This window comes from Geobacter anodireducens (genome assembly GCA_001628815.1).
Lineage (GTDB): Bacteria > Desulfobacterota > Desulfuromonadia > Geobacterales > Geobacteraceae > Geobacter > Geobacter anodireducens.
Map to the genome: position 1 here is coordinate 2,699,040 of CP014963.1, position 16,075 is coordinate 2,715,114.

Consider the following 16,075-nt stretch of genomic DNA (forward strand, 5'->3'; position numbering starts at 1 on the left):
TTCCGGTATAACAACGGCCGTTGTCATTTCTCCCCAAGGGGCTCCCCCATGTTCGTGGTCGCCAATTTTCTGCTCGCCATCGCAAAGATCGCCGACATTCTCCTGACGATCTACCTCTACATCATCATTGCCCGGGCCATCATCTCCTGGGTGAACCCCGATCCCTACAATCCGATCGTGAACTTCCTCTACCGCAGCACCGAGCCGGTCCTCTCACGGGTCCGGCGGATCCTTCCGGACCTGGGGGGCCTCGACCTCTCCCCCATCCTGGTGCTGGTGGCCATCTACTTTATTCAGAGCTTCGTGATCAGGACCATCTACGACTTCGCCTTCCGGATGAAGCTCGGCGCAGGGGCCATGTAATGAAAATAACCCCCCTCGACATCCAGCAGCAGCAGTTCAAGGGCAAGATGCTCGGCGGCATCGACCCGGAGGATGTGGATTCGTTTCTTCAGTTGGTGGCCCAGGAGATGGAGGGGCTCATCAGGGAAAACACCGATCTGCGCGAGCAGTGCCGGAAAGCGGCCGCCGACGCCGAACAGACGGCGCGCCAGGAGCGCGAGCTGCGCGAGGCCATGCTCGCGGCCCAGAAGATCACCGAGGAGATGAAGGCCAACGCCCAGAAGGAGGCGTCGCTCATCGTCTCCGAGGCGGAGGTGAAGGCGGAGAAGATCCTCGTGGACGCCGAGCGCAGGCTCGGGCAGCTCAACGAGCAGCTCCAGGATCTCCGTCGCCAGAAGCTCCAGTTCGAAAGCGCCTTCAAGGCCCTGCTCGATACCCACTACAAAATGATCTCCCTTGAGGATGCCTGACACCCCTTCCCCTGCACCGCGGATTACCGAATCCGCCGACGGCGTCACCTTTTCGGTCCACGTGCAGCCCCGGGCGTCCCGCAACGAAGTCTGCGGCGTCCAGGGGGAAGCAATCAAGCTGCGGCTCACCTCGCCACCGGTGGAGGGTGAGGCGAACCGCCTCTGCGTCGAATTCCTCGCCAAGCGGCTCGGCGTGCCCAAGTCCTGCGTCGCCATCATAGCCGGCGAAAAGTCCCGCCACAAAACCATCAGGGTTTCCGGCTCCGACGCAGCCGCCGTGCGGGCCCTGCTCGAAGGCGGCCGCCGGTAGGCCGCAGCATCTAAGCGCGGCGTCGGAAACGCTCCCGCGGGGTTGACAAACCGAGGGGGGGATACTTATAGTGAATCGTAACGATTTTTCAGGAGGTTGTCCCATGCCACTCTATGAATACCGCTGCGACGCGTGCGACAAGCAGTTCGAGCTGCGTCAGAAATTTTCCGATGCCCCGGCCACCGAGTGCCCCACTTGCGGGGGCCCGGTGCGCAAGCTCATTTCCCAGAGCGGATTCGCCCTCAAAGGAGGCGGCTGGTACGCCCAGGGCTACAACTCCGGCGGTTCCGGCACATCCGATGCGCCTGCCTGCCCCTCGGGGGGCTCGTGCGCAGGATGCCCCTCCGCGGTATAGGACCGCGCCAACCAGATCCCCCGGCCCTGCCGGGGGATTTTTTTATCCAGCAGGGCGGGGAATCTGACTTTACAACACGGTCACCTTTCCGTATCATTCTGTGGCTGTTCTCACCATTCTCCCCTACCGGGACGCACATCCAGAAGGAGCCCACCCATGGCCACGATCATCGACGGAAAAGCCATTGCCGAAAAGATCCGGGCGGACCTCGCCGCCCAGGTGAAAGAACTGCAGTCCAGGGGAATAACCCCCGGCCTCGCCACGGTCCTGGTGGGCAGCGACCCCGCCAGCGAAGTCTACGTCCGGATGAAGGGCGATGCCTGCAACAAGCTCGGCATGCACTCGGTGAAGATCACGCGCCCCGCGGAAACGACCGAGGAGGAGCTCCTCGCGCTCATCAACGAGCTCAATAACGATCCGGCGATCCACGGCATCCTCGTGCAGCTCCCCCTTCCGCCGCAGATCAACGCGGATCGTGTCCTGGAGGCCATCTCCCCCGCCAAGGATGTGGACGGTTTCCATCCTTACAATGTGGGGCGCTTGGTGACCGGCAAGCCGACCTTCCAGCCCTGCACCCCCTACGGCGTCATGGTGATGCTGCAGGAGGCGGGAGTCGACCTGGCCGGCAAGGAGGTCGTGGTGGTGGGACGCTCCAATATCGTGGGCAAGCCGGTTGCCTCATGTGCCTCCAGCGCAACGCCACCGTCACCATTTGCCACTCGAAGACCCGCGACCTCCCCGGCCGGGTCAGGGCCGCCGACGTGGTCATCGCCGCCGTCGGGGTGCCCGAGATGATCAAAGGGGACTGGATCAGGGAAGGCGCGGTTGTCATCGACGTGGGCGTCAACCGGGTGGGGGAAAAGAAACTGGTGGGAGACGTGGAATTCGCCGCGGCAGCCGAGCGGGCTTCGGCTATCACGCCGGTCCCCGGCGGGGTGGGCCCCATGACCATCACCATGCTTCTGCACAATACCCTTGAGGCCGCGAAAATGGCGGGTTCCGGAAAGGGCTAGCCGGGTCCCGACACCGGAATCGCGATGATAGTCAGCAGGCAGAAACCCTTCACCGATATCCTGGCCGCCCTGGACGGCGTCTCCCGGGTCTTCGTGATCGGCTGCGCCAAGTGCGCCACCGTCTGCAAGGCCGGCGGCGAGGAACAGGTCTGGCAGATGCAGGAGCGCCTCACCGAGGCGGGCCGGGAGGTGACCGGCTCCATCGTCATCGATGAGGCGTGCCACTTGCTGCGGGTCCAGCGGGACCTCCGGGCCAAGGGTGAAATGGTCCGCAGCGCCGAAGCGCTCCTGGTGCTCGCCTGTGGCGCCGGGGTCCAGTCGGTTTCCGCGGGCACGGACAAGCGGACCGTGGCGGGCCTCGACACCCTGTTCCTCGGCAATATCCGCCGATTCGGCCAGTTCGAGCAGCGCTGCTCCCTGTGCGGGGCCTGCCGCCTGAACGAGACCGCCGGCATCTGCCCCGTGACGCTCTGCCCCAAGGGCATCCTCAACGGCCCCTGCGGGGGGATGGACGAAGGGCGCTGCGAGGTGAACCCTAACGCCGAGTGCGCTTGGCACCAGATATTCACCCGCCTCCAGGGTCAGGCGGAAGCGGGCCCCCTGGCCGACACCACTCCCCCTGCCGACTTCTCCGCCAGCAGCCGGCCCGCGGACCTGAAACTCGACACATGACCGCTACGTCATCCGCACTCAGCGCCGGCCTCGCCGCGGGCCGCTTCATCGTCACCACGGAGGTCTGCCCGCCCAAGGGGAGCGATTGTACCGAATTCCTCCGCAAGGCCCGGGCCCTGCGCCCGGTCGTCGATGCCGTGAACGTCACCGACAACCAGGGGGCCAACATGCGAATTTCCCCCCTGGCTCCGGCGGCGCTGCTGGTGCGGGAAGGGATCGAGCCCATCCTTCAGCTCACCTGCCGCGACCGCAACCGGATGGCGCTCCAGAGCGAACTGCTGGCCGCCTCCGCCCTGGGGATCACCAACGTGCTGGCGCTCACCGGCGACTTCATCACCTTCGGCGATCACCGGGAGGCCAAGCCGGTGTTCGACCTGGATTCGGTCCAGCTCCTGCGGATCATTGCCGGGCTCAACACAGGGCGGGACCTCTCGGGCTCGACCCTCACCGGCGCCACATCGTTCTTTGCCGGCGCCGCGGCGGCCCCCGAAGCGGAACCCTTCGCCCTCACCCTCCCCAAGCTGGCAAAGAAAGCGGCTGCCGGAGCCCGCTTCATCCAGACCCAGGCGGTCTTCTCCCCGGAACGGTTCGCCCGGTTCGCCGATGCGGCGCATCCCCTGGGCATGAAGGTCATCGCGGGCATCCTGTTGCTGAAGTCACCCGGCATGGCCCGTTACGTGACGGAGCGGGTGCCGGGCCTCAAGGTCCCCCCCGAGCTTGTTGCGGAGCTGGAGAGTGCCGGCGACCCGCTGGCCGCCGGGATCGAGATAGCCCGGAGGACCGTGGCGGCGGTCAGGCCCTTCTGCGATGGAGTCCACATCATGGCCATGGGGCGGGAGGACCTGGTCCCCGCCATCGTTGACGGCATGGAGCGGGGCAATTCGGAACAGACTACGATCTGAAAGGAGTCGGATCATGCAGGTAAAAAAAGCGATATTTCCGGTGGCGGGGCTCGGTACCCGGTTTCTTCCGGCAACCAAATCATCTCCCAAGGAGATGCTTCCCCTGATCGACAAGCCGCTGGTCCAGTACGTGGTGGAGGAGGCGGTTGCCTCGGGCATCGAGCAACTCCTCTTCGTGACCGGCCGGAGCAAACGGGCCATCGAGGACCACTTCGACATCTCCTTCGAGCTGGAAGCGCTGCTCCAGGAAAAGGGGAAGGACGACATGCTCCAGGAGGTGCGGGAGATCGCCGACATGGTGAAGATCTTCTACGTCCGGCAGAAGCAGGCCCTGGGGCTCGGCCACGCCATCCTCTGCGCCAGGGAATTCGTGGGCGACGAGCCCTTCGCGGTCCTGCTGGGGGACGACATCATCGACGCGGAACAACCCTGCCTGGGCCAACTCCTGGATGTCTACCGCAAATACCGGGGCCCGGTCGTGGCCCTGGAAAAGGTGCCCCTCGAGTCCATCTCATCCTACGGCTGCGTGAAGGCAACGGGGATCACCGACCGGGTCTTCGAGGTGACCGACCTGGTGGAAAAGCCCCCCCGCGAGGAGGCCCCCTCGGACATGGCCATCATCGGCCGCTACGTCCTCACCCCCGACATTTTTCCCGTTCTGGAGCGCCAGACCCCGGGCAAGGGTGGTGAAATCCAGCTCACCGACGCCCTGCTCACCCTGTCGCGGGAAGAGGCCATTTACGGCTGCCTGTTCGAGGGGAAGCGCCACGACTGCGGCGACAAGCTCGGCTTCCTGAAGGCCACGGTGGACATGGCCCTCAAACGGGAGGAGTTCAACGGGGAGTTCCGGGACTATCTGCGGGAAGTGCTGGCCAGGGGCTGAAAACAGGGATAAGGGGTGCGGACGGGCTGCGCCGGCGTCAGCGGAGCGAACGGCTGGCGCCGCGCACGATGCCGTACTGGAAAAACGCGACCAGGTGGAAGTGCTCCTTGGCGTAGCCGCGGGGAAAGGCGCCCACCGTGCCCCCCCTCTTGATGGTAGAGAGGGTCCGCCCCACCTCGTCGTCGAGGATGCGGCTCCCCGAACTCTGCAAAATTTCGTACTTTTCTATCTCTCCCGAGCGATTGAAGGTGATCTTCACCGGCACAACCCCCTCAATGCCCAACCGCGCCGCATCGGCCGGATAGCGCCAGACGCCGTAGACGGCATTCTCGAAGCGGCGCAGGAACGAGCCGAACTGGATGTCGTCGGTGTCGAGAAACTTGGTGTCCCCCTCCGCCACATCGTCACTGAACCTTTTCCTGTAGTTTTCCTCGATCTTTGCCAGCCGCTCCGCGCTCGGCATGAGCTGGGCCATGTCCGGCAGGTTCTCTCCCCTGGTCCGCGGCTTCAGGATGCCACCCCCGCCCCGCGGGGGTTCCCGCACGGGGATATCGCCGGGCGCCGGCTCCCGGGCCGCCGGCTCGCGCTGTGCCGGGGCATAGGGCTGGGGAGCCATTCGCGGCCGCTGCTGCGAGGGGAGCGAAGCGATCCGGTCCCGGTCCATATCGCCGCGAGGGGCCATTTCCCGGGGGACGCGGTGCCGTTCTTCGGCAAAGCGCCGGGCCTCCTTCCTGTCGGTCGCCGGCGGCTGGGAGGACAGGTCGGGGATGTCTTCCAGGTCGATCATGATCGGCTCCTGGCGGACCATCTGCCCCTGCTGCGGAAATGCGAGAAAAAAGGCGAACACGCCCGCATGAAGGAGAAGCGAAAGGACCAGAAGGTATAGAAACGATTTTTCGACGTAGTTGTCGGACATCGGGCTCTCGGGGAGGGGAATCCGGATCACGGGAACGGCGACTGGGCAGGGGCTGCCGGAGCGGCCCGCGAATCACCCTGCCGTCATCCGCTCAAACAGGGACAATTGTACGGGGCCGCCCCGAAAAATGCAATCGCTCAAGGCCCGGTGAAGGTCTGGTAGAGGATGGCGAGGCCGAAAACGAGAAAGAGCACCCCTGCCACCCGGTGAATCGTGCCGAGGGGGATGACCCGCATGAGCTGCTTGCCGATGAAGATGCCCAGGAGCGATACTCCCCAGAGGGCCAGGGTCGAGCCGGCAAACACCGACAGGGGCGATTCGTACTGGGCTGCCAGGCTGGTGGTGACGAGCTGGGTCTTGTCGCCCAGCTCGGCCAGCAGGATCATCAGAAAAGCCGTGAGCACCGGTCCCCTGGCCGAGGCGGGGCCTTTTTCGCCGTCCCCGTCGCCGTCGCCCCCCCGGAGGGTAGAGATGCCGAAGAAGAGGAAGAGACCGCCGGAGACAAGCTTGATCCAGAAAATGGGAAGCACGGCAAAGAGGAACTTGCCCAGAGCCACGGCACCCACGTTGAGAACCGCGAACGCCAGGGCGATGCCGATGAAAGTCTTCTTCCAGGGGTAGCGGGTGGCCAGGGCCATGGCGGTAAGCTGGGTCTTGTCGCCCAGTTCGGCTAGGAAGATAATGCCGAAGGTCGTGATAAAAACGGCTGCGTCCACGGAAGGCGTTCCTTTCAGATGCAATGGCCGAAAGCGACGGGGATGGTACAGCATGTACCGGTGATATGCAAGGACTGGAATGTGCTGCCACGAAAACCCTTGACATCGCTGGGGCGGCTGATTATCATTTTCCTTGTTAAAGGGGAGTAGCAATCGGCGCGATCCATCCATATGCGCCGACCCACGGCTCGTCATCACGGTGGCAACACCCGGGCCCGGGGCTTCGTGAAACATTGATCCCGATGTTGAGCGTTACAGCATGCAAGACCTTTATCCAAGGCTCAGTCGCGCCGCGGGTAAAGGTCTTTTTTGTTTGCCCCGGCCATAACGCATAACCAACCGGAGGTACCAACACATGATGAACCGACTCAAGACCACCCTGCTCCTGACCCTGCTCACCCTTCTCATGGTGGCCATGGGAAGCGCCATCGGCGGCAAGACCGGCATGGTCTTCGCCTTCTTCATGGCCTGTGCCATGAACTTCTTTTCCTACTGGTTCTCGGACAAGATCGTCCTTTCCATGTACGGGGCAAAGGAGATCACCGAGACCGAAAACCCGGCCTTCTACGGCATGGTGCGCCGGCTGTCCGTCCAGGCAGGCCTGCCCATGCCGCGGGTCTACATCATTCCCAGCGACAGTCCCAATGCCTTCGCCACCGGCCGCAACCCCAACCACGCGGCCGTGGCCGCCACCCAGGGTATCCTGCGCATCCTCTCCCCCGAGGAGCTCGAAGGGGTCATGGCCCATGAACTGGCCCACGTGAAAAACCGCGACATCCTGGTGTCCACCATTGCGGCGACCTTTGCCGGCGCCATCTCCATGCTCGGCAACATGCTCCAGTGGGCGGCCATATTCGGCGGCGGCCGGAGCGACGACGAGGAAGGGGCCGGCGGCATGATCGGCGGCCTGGCCATGGCGATCATCGCCCCCATCGCCGCCATGCTGATCCAGATGGCGGTATCCCGCTCCCGCGAGTACCTGGCGGACGAGTCGGGCGCGCGCATCTGCGGCAACCCCCAGTCCCTGGCCAATGCCCTGCGCAAACTCCAGATGGCATCCCAGATGGTCCCGATGCAGCAGGCGTCGCCGGCTTCAGCTCACCTCTTCATCGTCAACCCGCTCAGCGGCGGATCGCTGTTCAAGCTCTTCTCCACCCACCCCCCCATGGAAGAGCGGATCGCCCGGCTCGAAGCCATGGCGTACAGCAGAAACTTCTAGCTCCCCTTGCAGCGGCGGGGCGGCAGGAGCGCTACCCGGCATCCTTCCGCCCCCCTATCCAATCATAGATCCCGGAGTTACCCTGAATGGAAATCACTACGATGATGTGGGTCGGCTTTGCCGTCATTATGCTGGTTGTTTTCGCCCTCGACCTGGGGGTGTTCAATCGCAAGAGCCATGAGATCAAGTTCCGCGAAGCCCTGACCTGGACCCTGGTCTGGGTTTCGCTGGCACTGTCGTTCAACGCCTGGATCTACTTCGAGATGGGTCCCACAAAGGCGATGGAGTTCTTCACCGGCTATCTCATCGAACAGTCCCTGTCGGTGGACAACCTCTTCGTCTTCATCATGATCTTTTCCTACTTCCACATCACCAAGGTCCACCAGCCCAAGATCCTCAAGTGGGGTATCATCGGCGCACTGGTATTGCGGGCGATCTTCATCCTGGCAGGCATAGGCTGATCGAGCGGTTCCACTGGATGATCTACGTGTTCGGCGGGATTCTGGTGGTGACGGGATTCAAGATGGCCTTCGGCGGAGAGGAACAGATCGAGCCGGAAAAAAATCCCATGGTGCGGCTCGTGCGCAAGCTGGTGCCGATCACGAAACGGATTCGCGACGACCGTTTTTTCGTCAAGAAAGGGGGAGTACGGGCGGCCACGCCGCTGTTCCTGGCCCTGGTCATGGTGGAATCGAGCGACCTGATCTTTGCCGTTGATTCCATCCCGGCAGTACTGGCGGTGAGCCGTGACCCCTTTATCGTCTATACCTCCAACGTGTTCGCCATCATGGGACTCCGCTCCCTCTACTACCTGCTGGCCAACGTGATGGAGATGTTCGTCTACCTGAAGCTGGGCGTGTCCGTGATCCTCGCCTACGTGGGGGTAAAGATGCTGCTGGTGGACATTTACCACATCCCCATCATCTTTTCCCTGGGAACCATCGTGGGGGTTCTGGCAATCTCGATCATCACCTCGGTCACCATCGGCAACCGGAGAGCCCGCGCCGCCCAGCGCGTGTGACGAAACCGTTCCCCTACCCCTCCTCCGGGCGGGGCCCGGCGTTAGCGTCGGACCCCGCCATTTCCTTCTGATACATATCGAAGAGCGCCAGGAACAGGGCAAGCACGAGGGGCCCGATAACGGCCCCCAGCAGTCCGAAGGAGGCAAGCCCTCCCAGGCCGCCGATGGCAATGACGAGCACCGGCAGCTTGGCTTTGCCGCTGATGAAAAAGGGACGGATCACGTTGTCGATGGAGCTTACCACGGCAAAGCCCCAGATCATGAGCCCGACCCCCCGAGCGACTTCCCCGTTGAGCAGCAGATAGATGGCGGCAGGCAGCCAGATGAGGGCCGTCCCCACCATCGGGATCAGGGCGCAGACCGCCATCATGGCGCCGAAGAGGACCGGCGAGGGGATGCCGGCAACCAACAGGCCGATGCCGCCCAGGGCGCCCTGCACCAGGCAGGTGAGAAAAACGCCGAACATGACCGCCGTGAGCACCCGGCGGACGGTGTCGGTAAGTTCGGCCTTGTGCTGCTCGGGAAGGGGAATGATCGCAAGGACCCGGCGCTGGACCCGTTCGCCGTCGAGATAAATGAAGAACAGGGCGATCACCATCAGGATGATCTTGAGGATGAAGAGAAAGGCGTTCTTGACCGCTTCCTTGGAGTAGCCGAGGACCTTGGCCGCCACCTCCTTTACCTCGGGGAGGAAGGTGGTGTCGATCTCAAGGCTGAGGGGGCCGGTGTAGGCCTCGATCCGCGTAATCCAGGGGTGTATCAGGTGGTGGGCCCGAATCTTGGCCAGCACCGCCTCTCCCCCGTCGGCGGCGACTCGCTCCAGAAACTGGTAGGCAAGGGTTGCCTCCTGGACGACGAAGAACGTAAGACCGATCACGGGAACCACGAGGGTGATGACCACCGCGGGGGTCATTACTCCCGCGGCCAGCAGCTCCCTGCCGCCGACCACGGCCCGGAGCTTCCGATAGAGGGGAAAGGTGAGCACGCCGATGACCGCGGCCCATCCCAATGGTGCCAGAAACGGCGCCACAATGGCATAGACCAGGTACAGCACGAGGGTGACGGTAAGGAACCCGAGCAGCGCCAAAAAGTGTCCCCGGTCCATGCCTACTCCTGCTCCGCTCTGTGCTGCCCGTCCCCTGCCTGGGACGGCAGATTTTCCACGATGCGCACCTTGACGATCGCCGTCCGCTTGACCTCCTCGCAGATGAGGCTGAAGCGGTCCCACTCCACCGTCTCGCCCCGCTCGGGGAAGCGTCCCAACTGGTCGAGAATGAGGCCGGCAAGAGTGTCATAGGGAACATCCTCTGCCAGCTTGATCTTGAGCAGGTCTGCCAGGTCGCCGATCGACATGAGGGCGTCCACCAGCAGACTGCCGTCCGGCAGCCGCTGCACGGTGCCTGGCTCGCCGATGTCGTGCTCGTCCTCGATCTCGCCCACCAACTCCTCCAGCAGGTCCTCCGTGGTGACCAGCCCGCTGATGCCGCCATACTCGTCGACCACCAGCGCCATGTGAATCCTGAGCCGCTGCATCTCCTTGAGGAGCTCGTTGACCTTTTTCCCCTCCGGCACATAGAAGGGAGGGCGGACGATCGACTCCAGGGAAAACTCCGGATCGGTCACGGTCCTCCCCAGCAGGTCCTTGCCGTGAATGAAGCCGATGACGTTTTCGATGCTCCCGCGGTAGACCGGATAGCGCGAATACATGTTGTCCAGCGCCTTCCGGACCAGTTCCTTCCGGGGGCGCGCCAGATCGAGCGCCACCATGCGGGTGCGGGGCACCATCACCTCGCGGACGCAGGTGTGGGTGAAATCGAAGATGTTCCTGATGTACTCCTGCTCTGTGGCGCTGAACACTCCTGCCTCGTGCCCCTCGGCAACGATGTGCTGGACCTCCTCGCGGGTGACGAACGCCTGGCTCCCCTCGGCCTTGATCCCCATCATGGCGAGCACCGCCTTGTTGGAGATGGTGAGAAAACTGACCACCACCCCGGCGGCCTTTGCCAGGAAATTGATCGGCTTGGCCACGCGGAGCGCCATCTGGTCCGCATACTGGAGGCCCATGGTCTTGGGGACCAGTTCACCGAAGATGAGGGAAAGATACGAGATGAGCGCCACAGCCAAGCCGATGGCCAGAGGCTCTGCCGCCTGGCGGATGAAGTCGACGGGAACCGCCTGCAGCAGCGGCTTGACCGACTGCACCGCAGCAGCGCCGCCCACGGCGGAGGCGAGAGAGCCCACCACCGTCACCCCCACCTGAACCGTGGCCAGAAAGCGGTGGGGATCATTCTGCAGTCGTTCCACAATCTGGGCGCGGGAATCGCCGGCTTCGACCAGTTGGGCAATTCTCCCCTTGCGGGCGGAAATGATGGCAAGCTCCGAGCCGGCAAAAAATCCGTTGCCGAGAATAAGGACAAGGATGACCAATAACTCTTCAATCATGGATGTTGGAACGTACCTCCCGGGCATGGAAAGAATTCATGCACTGCATCACATTCAGCAGTTGAATGGTAGCACAATTTTGGCATAGTAACATCATGGCCCGCCAAAGAAGCCGAAAAACCGTCTCGACGCCGGCACCACTCCAAGGCGCAGCAGCCATTCGAAGGAGGTCCCATGCACGCGAGACATCTTGTGCCCGCCCTGATGCTGCTCCTGACTGCAGCGTGCGCTCAAACGACCGGTTCGTTGCGTCCGGCCGATACCTACCCGAACAAATATGAATTCTTCGACTTTGCCTTTTACTGGAAGACCACTGTCGGCGCCAATGGCACGACCATCGACGGCGTGGCCGAGAACAGAACCTACTACTACATCCACGATCTGGAACTGGCTGCCACCCTGCTGGACGACGGGGGAACCCCCATCGGGGCGGGGACGTTCCTTTTCTTCCCCAACCAGTTCGCCATCGGCGAACGTGCCGCTTTCTCCATACCGGTGCGTGCCGCCATGGCGACCAAGCCCAAGACCATACGGTTTTTCTACCGGTACTACCTGTCGGAAGAGCGCATGAGCGGCACCGCCCGGTTCCACACTTTCTACGGATCTCCGTGAACGGTTACCCGCGCCGGTAGGGTCCGCCCCTCCGGCGCACCGCCCCGGAAAGCCAGAGCCCCACGATCCCTGCCACAAACCCGCCGATATGGGCGAAGTAGGCCACGCCGCCCCGCAACTCCCCCCCGCCGAGCCAGTTGGCGTTCAGGAACTGGATGAGCACCCACCAGCCGATGATGATGAATGCCGGCACTTCGATGAAGGTGAAAAAGAAGATGATCGGCACCAGCGTCAGTATCCGCGCATGGGGGAACAGGAGCAGGTAGGCCCCCATGACGCCCGCCACGGCGCCGCTGGCCCCCACCATCGGCATGCCGGAGCCGGGCGCGCTCGCCACCTGGGCCAGGGCCGCCACGGTGCCGCAGCCCAGATAGAACACCACGAAGCGGAACCGCCCAAGCACGTCTTCCACGTTGTTGCCGAAAATCCAGAGGTAGAGCATGTTTGAGCCGATGTGGAGCCAGTTGCCGTGGAGGAACATGGAGGTGATGATGGTGGGCCAGGCCAGGAGGGGATGGGAGGTGAGCTCGGCGGGAACCAGCGAGTAGTCCGCCGAAAGCCCTCCAACGAACTGCCGCGTTCGAACCAACCCCCGGGCCGTCTCCACGAGCAGCGGCTCGTAGTGCCCGGCGTACCGGTCGAACAGGAACGCGGCACAATTGAGAATGATGAGCGCGACGCTCACCACTGGCAAGCGTCGCGTCGGGTTGTAGTCCTTAAGCGGGATCACGGAAGTGCGGGGCCTCCGCTATTTCTTCTGCCCCTCGTCCTCGCACTTGACGGGGGCACCGGGAGCCATCCCCTCGGCGGTCTTGCACGTGCCGATCACCTTCTCGATGAGCTGGGTATTGGCGCCGCTCACATAGGTTCCCTGCACCCAGAAGGTGGGGGTGGAGTTCACGCCCAGCTTGGCCACGATCGCCATATGGGCGGCAAGCAGCCCCTTGTCGTCCCGGGGAGCGTCGAGCACCTCGCGTTTATTGTCCAATTCGCCCGAATAGACCTCCCACAACGCAAGCTCCTTGTTCTCTGCTGCCAGGATGTAGCGGATCTTTTTCTCGGCATCGGGGTGCATGGCAAGGGGGAGGAAGAACACGTAGCGGGTCACGTCCGGCCTGCGCCCCCAGTATTCGTGCATCTTGCGGCAGTAGGGACAATCGGGGTCGGTAATCTCGATGACCTCGTACTTGCCGGTGCCCACCTTCACCGCCTTTTCCTTGTCGGCGGCGGTGATGAGCTTGTAGCGCTCCGCCACCAGGCGACTGCTCGCCTCTGCCGTCAGGTTCTTGCCTTCCCTGGTGAAGAGATTGCCGATAAAGACATGGCCGGTTTTCGGATGGATATAGATGACGTTGCCGTCGGTAATTACCTCGTAGAGGCCGTCGATGGCGGTTTTGTTCACGCCCGACAAGGGCAGCGTGGGAAAAAGCGCCTTGATCATCGATTCGGGGCTTTCCTCCTTGGCCGCCTCCTTCGGGGAAGCGAGGGCAGAGCCGGCTGCCAGCACGGCAAACAGCACTCCGACCAGACAGGAGTTGATCAGTCGTTTCGTCATGATACCTCCGTGGTAAAACGTTTCGCCTAATGGTCCAGTGATACCATTTAATACAAGTTTCATCAAGTTACATATCCGCGACCCCCCGACACGACTGAACGGGAACCGACCGAAAATAGATGTTGTTTTATCCCCGAAAATATTCTATTTTACGCATGTCTTTCCTGTTTCGCCCTCCTGTCACGGAGCACGTCGGTCGCTGGTGGGCCGCCCGGTCTTCAAAACCGGTGTGGGGGTTGAGAAAACTCCCAGGTGGGTTCGATTCCCATGTGCCTCCGCCAATTATTTCAAGTAGTTAGACAATTACGACTTGCCTCCTCACCTCACGTAAGCATGCTTGACGCAGATTTTGACGCAGATGGTCGCCAGCTACGGCCATGCCATCATCGAGGGAGTCACCACGTGCCCGCGTTCTCCTTTTAAGCGAGCCTGCATCCAGCAACAGATGTGAGCATGCCGCAGTGTCGGCAGGTTTATGCCGAATTCCGCCCCAGGCCGTCCCAGAACGGCAAGCCCGACAGGCACCCAGCCCGTCACACCCTCATGCCAGCGGGGGAACCAGATATCTTTCTGCTTTCAGAAAAAGGATATTGTTTTCGAGGTGCACATGCTTATGGAGGTCGTCCTCGAATTCCTTCAGTTTTTTGTATGTGACCGCGTAGGTGTTACAGGCGTCGCCGGGGACCGCAAAATCTTTGGCAAGGCGGCGGATGGCATGAACCATATCGCCCACCTCTTCGTGCTCTCGGCGCAATTTCGCCAAATTCCCTCTCATTGCGTCGACATCCTGTTGCTCCAGCTTCTTCCCTGCCGCTCTTGCCGAGTCAGCCCGTTTCAGTGCCGGGAAAAGGATTTCTTCCTCCTCGCGCAAGTGGGCTGTCAGATCGGCTGCAACCCTGTCGAACATGGCGGCGATCTCGGTCAGCTCGGGATGCCGAGAGCCATGGACCTCGGCAATCTTGTGGGCATGGGAGACAATCTGCCCGACATTCTCTTTGATGTACCCATGGTGAACAGTGACGATATAGTCTGCCAAGAACGGAAGTTCCCACGCCGCAAAGTTCTCGCTCCGCGCGACCGGTTCAGCCTTCGCAGCCTCGATCTCCTGCAAGATCAGGGTTGGATCGACTCCCTTTTGCCGGCAGGCGGTAGAAAGCGCGACATTTCCACCGCAGCAGAAATCAATCCCGTATTTCTCGAAAACTCCCGCGGTCCGGTAGTCCTCGGCAACAAAATCGCCGATGGTTTTGCCCACTGCTTCTTCCTCTCGTGAATTCTTCGGCTCGTTCATGTTTTCCCCTTTCGGACGGGTAGAAATACACCTAACGTTATCACGTTCCCCTGCACGTTCAAGTCCCTGCCAGAAACGCTTCAGTTCAGGCCTGGAGAATGCCGCCGGCCAATGGCCGCTATCAACTGGAATTAACGCGTCAATCATCTGCCTGAGTTGCATTCTTTTGGAAGTGTAGTACCCTTGGTGCTACTCGCAGCACCCAAATTCAGGCTTGTCACGCGCCCAAGAGGCGCCGAACGCGTTCGGCGCCTAAACTTTTACCCGGAGGATGCCCATGATCAAGGCACCATGGATTGACAAGGAAGAATGCATAAGCTGCGGGCTCTGTGTGGACAACGTTCCCGAGGTGTTCCGTTTCGATGACGAAAACAAGGCGGAATGCTATGACCCCAATGGCGCATCCGAGGACGATATCCAACATGGTGCCATTGATGTCTGCCCGGTTTCGTGCATCAACTGGAGTACCGAGCCCGACTATCTGAGGAGTTTTGCCTGATCCGGGCCACGGCCGGCAGAAGCCTCCGCCATTCGTCAGCCACGTGAAGCTGTGGCGCGGAAAAAAGGAGCCTGTAAATGCAGCGTTGGATCTGCACCGTTTGTCAGTATGTTTACGATCCCTTCGTGGGCGATCCTTTGAACGGTGTCCCGCCCGAAACCCCGTTTGAGGAGCTTCCAGAGGAGTGGGTCTGTCCGGTATGCGGAGTTGCCAAAAACATGTTCGTGCCGGCTTGAACGGAGAGGGTGGCCCACCCCAGGGAGGACGGGGAAAATGGAGAAAAAAGCGACCGAAATACTGGAAGAGGAACATCACGTTATCCAGACGGTGGTGGGCGTCATGGCCGCTATTGCCGGCGGGCTGGATGCGGGGAAAAGACCGGACTGCGGCATCCTCCGGGACCTGGTGGAGTTCATGCGGATGTTCGCTGATACGTGCCATCACGGCAAGGAAGAGCATCACCTCTTTCCTCTCCTTGAGGCAAAGGGGGTGCCGGTGACCGGCTGCCCCCTGGGGATCCTCATCCATGAGCATCAGAGCGGCAGAAAGCTTGTTATGGAGTTGGCTGAAGCCGCAGAAGCTTACGGGAAGGGGAACGCCGAGGCGACCGGCCCCTTGCGCGCAAGCCTGCAAGGACTGGTGAACCTCTATCCCAGCCACATCTGGAAGGAAAACTATCTGCTGTTTCCCATGACCGACAAGATTCTCAATGGGGAGGAGCAGCGGGAATTACTGCACAAGTTCGACCTGGTAGAAGAATCGATCGGGAAGGATGAGCATCACCGGCTCGTGACCATGGCCGAAATGCTGGCAGAACAATCGCACAGACTGTAATCGCTCAGATATTCAGCACAAGA

General features: G+C 61.9%; 19 protein-coding genes, 1 tRNA gene and 2 pseudogenes. 15 read left to right on the forward strand and 7 right to left on the reverse strand.

What is annotated here, in order from left to right; all coding sequences use genetic code 11:
- Window positions 1–48: 48 nt before the first annotated feature.
- The 8 genes and pseudogenes from A2G06_12325 (at window position 49) to A2G06_12360 (ending at window position 4,947) form a co-directional block, all read left to right on the forward strand.
- Window positions 49–363 carry a hypothetical protein gene (locus tag A2G06_12325; GenBank protein ID ANA40924.1) on the forward strand — a complete coding sequence of 105 codons (315 nt, stop codon included), beginning with the start codon at window positions 49–51 and terminating at the stop codon, window positions 361–363.
- On the forward strand, window positions 363–812 hold the full coding sequence (locus A2G06_12330; protein ANA40925.1) for a cell division protein DivIVA: 450 nt from the start codon (window positions 363–365) through the stop codon (window positions 810–812). Before A2G06_12325 ends, A2G06_12330 begins: the two co-directional genes overlap by 1 nt.
- A complete protein-coding gene (locus A2G06_12335) occupies window positions 805–1,122 on the forward strand; it encodes a hypothetical protein (GenBank protein ID ANA40926.1) in 318 nt (105 codons plus the stop codon). The genes A2G06_12330 and A2G06_12335 overlap by 8 nt, the downstream gene beginning before the upstream one ends.
- A gap of 103 nt (window positions 1,123–1,225) precedes the next feature.
- On the forward strand, window positions 1,226–1,477 hold the full coding sequence (locus tag A2G06_12340) for a transcriptional regulator (protein ANA40927.1): 252 nt from the start codon (window positions 1,226–1,228) through the stop codon (window positions 1,475–1,477).
- A 156-nt stretch (window positions 1,478–1,633) separates the two neighbouring features.
- A pseudogene (locus tag A2G06_12345) lies at window positions 1,634–2,490 on the forward strand (bifunctional 5,10-methylene-tetrahydrofolate dehydrogenase/5,10-methylene-tetrahydrofolate cyclohydrolase).
- A 24-nt stretch (window positions 2,491–2,514) separates the two neighbouring features.
- Window positions 2,515–3,162 (forward strand): 5,10-methylenetetrahydrofolate reductase, encoded by a 648-nt coding sequence (locus A2G06_12350; GenBank protein ID ANA40928.1) that lies wholly within the window; start codon window positions 2,515–2,517, stop codon window positions 3,160–3,162.
- Window positions 3,159–4,064, forward strand: a complete 906-nt coding sequence (locus tag A2G06_12355; GenBank protein ANA40929.1) for a 5,10-methylenetetrahydrofolate reductase — start codon at window positions 3,159–3,161, stop codon at window positions 4,062–4,064. The genes A2G06_12350 and A2G06_12355 overlap by 4 nt, the downstream gene beginning before the upstream one ends.
- A gap of 13 nt (window positions 4,065–4,077) precedes the next feature.
- A complete protein-coding gene (locus A2G06_12360; GenBank protein ID ANA40930.1) occupies window positions 4,078–4,947 on the forward strand; it encodes a UTP--glucose-1-phosphate uridylyltransferase in 870 nt (289 codons plus the stop codon).
- Window positions 4,948–4,984: 37 nt separating this feature from the next.
- Here the strand turns inward: A2G06_12360 and A2G06_12365 are convergent, their stop codons facing one another.
- Window positions 4,985–5,863 (reverse strand): TonB-dependent receptor, encoded by an 879-nt coding sequence (locus A2G06_12365; GenBank protein ANA40931.1) that lies wholly within the window; start codon window positions 5,861–5,863, stop codon window positions 4,985–4,987.
- 137 nt (window positions 5,864–6,000) lie between these two features.
- Window positions 6,001–6,579 carry a hypothetical protein gene (locus A2G06_12370; protein ID ANA40932.1) on the reverse strand — a complete coding sequence of 193 codons (579 nt, stop codon included), beginning with the start codon at window positions 6,577–6,579 and terminating at the stop codon, window positions 6,001–6,003.
- Between the two features lie 355 nt (window positions 6,580–6,934).
- Between A2G06_12370 and A2G06_12375 the strand changes: the two genes are divergently transcribed.
- Together A2G06_12375 and A2G06_12380 are read left to right on the forward strand one after the other, a co-directional pair.
- A complete protein-coding gene (locus tag A2G06_12375) occupies window positions 6,935–7,798 on the forward strand; it encodes a protease HtpX (protein ID ANA40933.1) in 864 nt (287 codons plus the stop codon).
- Window positions 7,799–7,884: 86 nt separating this feature from the next.
- A pseudogene (locus A2G06_12380) lies at window positions 7,885–8,819 on the forward strand (tellurium resistance protein TerC).
- 13 nt (window positions 8,820–8,832) lie between these two features.
- Here A2G06_12380 and A2G06_12385 read toward each other — a convergent pair.
- Together A2G06_12385 and A2G06_12390 are read right to left on the reverse strand one after the other, a co-directional pair.
- Window positions 8,833–9,924, reverse strand: a complete 1,092-nt coding sequence (locus A2G06_12385; GenBank protein ANA40934.1) for an AI-2E family transporter — start codon at window positions 9,922–9,924, stop codon at window positions 8,833–8,835.
- Between the two features lie 2 nt (window positions 9,925–9,926).
- Entirely contained in the window at window positions 9,927–11,261 is a 1,335-nt protein-coding gene (locus A2G06_12390; protein ANA40935.1) for a transporter, read from the reverse strand.
- Window positions 11,262–11,435: 174 nt separating this feature from the next.
- Between A2G06_12390 and A2G06_12395 the strand changes: the two genes are divergently transcribed.
- Window positions 11,436–11,873, forward strand: a complete 438-nt coding sequence (locus A2G06_12395) for a hypothetical protein (protein ANA40936.1) — start codon at window positions 11,436–11,438, stop codon at window positions 11,871–11,873.
- Window positions 11,874–11,877: 4 nt separating this feature from the next.
- Here A2G06_12395 and A2G06_12400 read toward each other — a convergent pair whose 3' ends face one another.
- The gene (locus A2G06_12400) at window positions 11,878–12,603 is read right to left on the reverse strand and encodes a rhomboid family intramembrane serine protease (GenBank protein ID ANA40937.1); all 726 of its coding nucleotides are present in this window, start codon (window positions 12,601–12,603) and stop codon (window positions 11,878–11,880) included.
- An 18-nt stretch (window positions 12,604–12,621) separates the two neighbouring features.
- Window positions 12,622–13,428, reverse strand: coding sequence for a protein-disulfide isomerase (locus tag A2G06_12405; GenBank protein ID ANA40938.1), 807 nt, complete (start codon window positions 13,426–13,428; stop codon window positions 12,622–12,624).
- 184 nt (window positions 13,429–13,612) lie between these two features.
- Between A2G06_12405 and A2G06_12410 the strand changes: the two genes are divergently transcribed.
- Window positions 13,613–13,709, forward strand: a tRNA-Sec gene (locus A2G06_12410).
- A gap of 260 nt (window positions 13,710–13,969) precedes the next feature.
- On the opposite strand, the gene A2G06_12415 is transcribed toward A2G06_12410, so the two are convergent.
- Window positions 13,970–14,719 (reverse strand): iron-sulfur cluster repair di-iron protein, encoded by a 750-nt coding sequence (locus tag A2G06_12415; GenBank protein ID ANA40939.1) that lies wholly within the window; start codon window positions 14,717–14,719, stop codon window positions 13,970–13,972.
- Window positions 14,720–14,996: 277 nt separating this feature from the next.
- Here A2G06_12415 and A2G06_12420 point away from each other — a divergent pair, with 277 nt between their 5' ends.
- The 3 genes from A2G06_12420 to A2G06_12430 all read left to right on the forward strand — a co-directional run bounded on the left by A2G06_12420 (window position 14,997) and on the right by A2G06_12430 (window position 16,052).
- Window positions 14,997–15,218 (forward strand): ferredoxin, encoded by a 222-nt coding sequence (locus tag A2G06_12420; GenBank protein ID ANA40940.1) that lies wholly within the window; start codon window positions 14,997–14,999, stop codon window positions 15,216–15,218.
- A gap of 77 nt (window positions 15,219–15,295) precedes the next feature.
- Window positions 15,296–15,454 (forward strand): Rubredoxin, encoded by a 159-nt coding sequence (locus A2G06_12425; protein ANA40941.1) that lies wholly within the window; start codon window positions 15,296–15,298, stop codon window positions 15,452–15,454.
- 37 nt (window positions 15,455–15,491) lie between these two features.
- Window positions 15,492–16,052 carry a hemerythrin gene (locus A2G06_12430; protein ID ANA40942.1) on the forward strand — a complete coding sequence of 187 codons (561 nt, stop codon included), beginning with the start codon at window positions 15,492–15,494 and terminating at the stop codon, window positions 16,050–16,052.
- Window positions 16,053–16,075 lie beyond the last annotated feature (23 nt).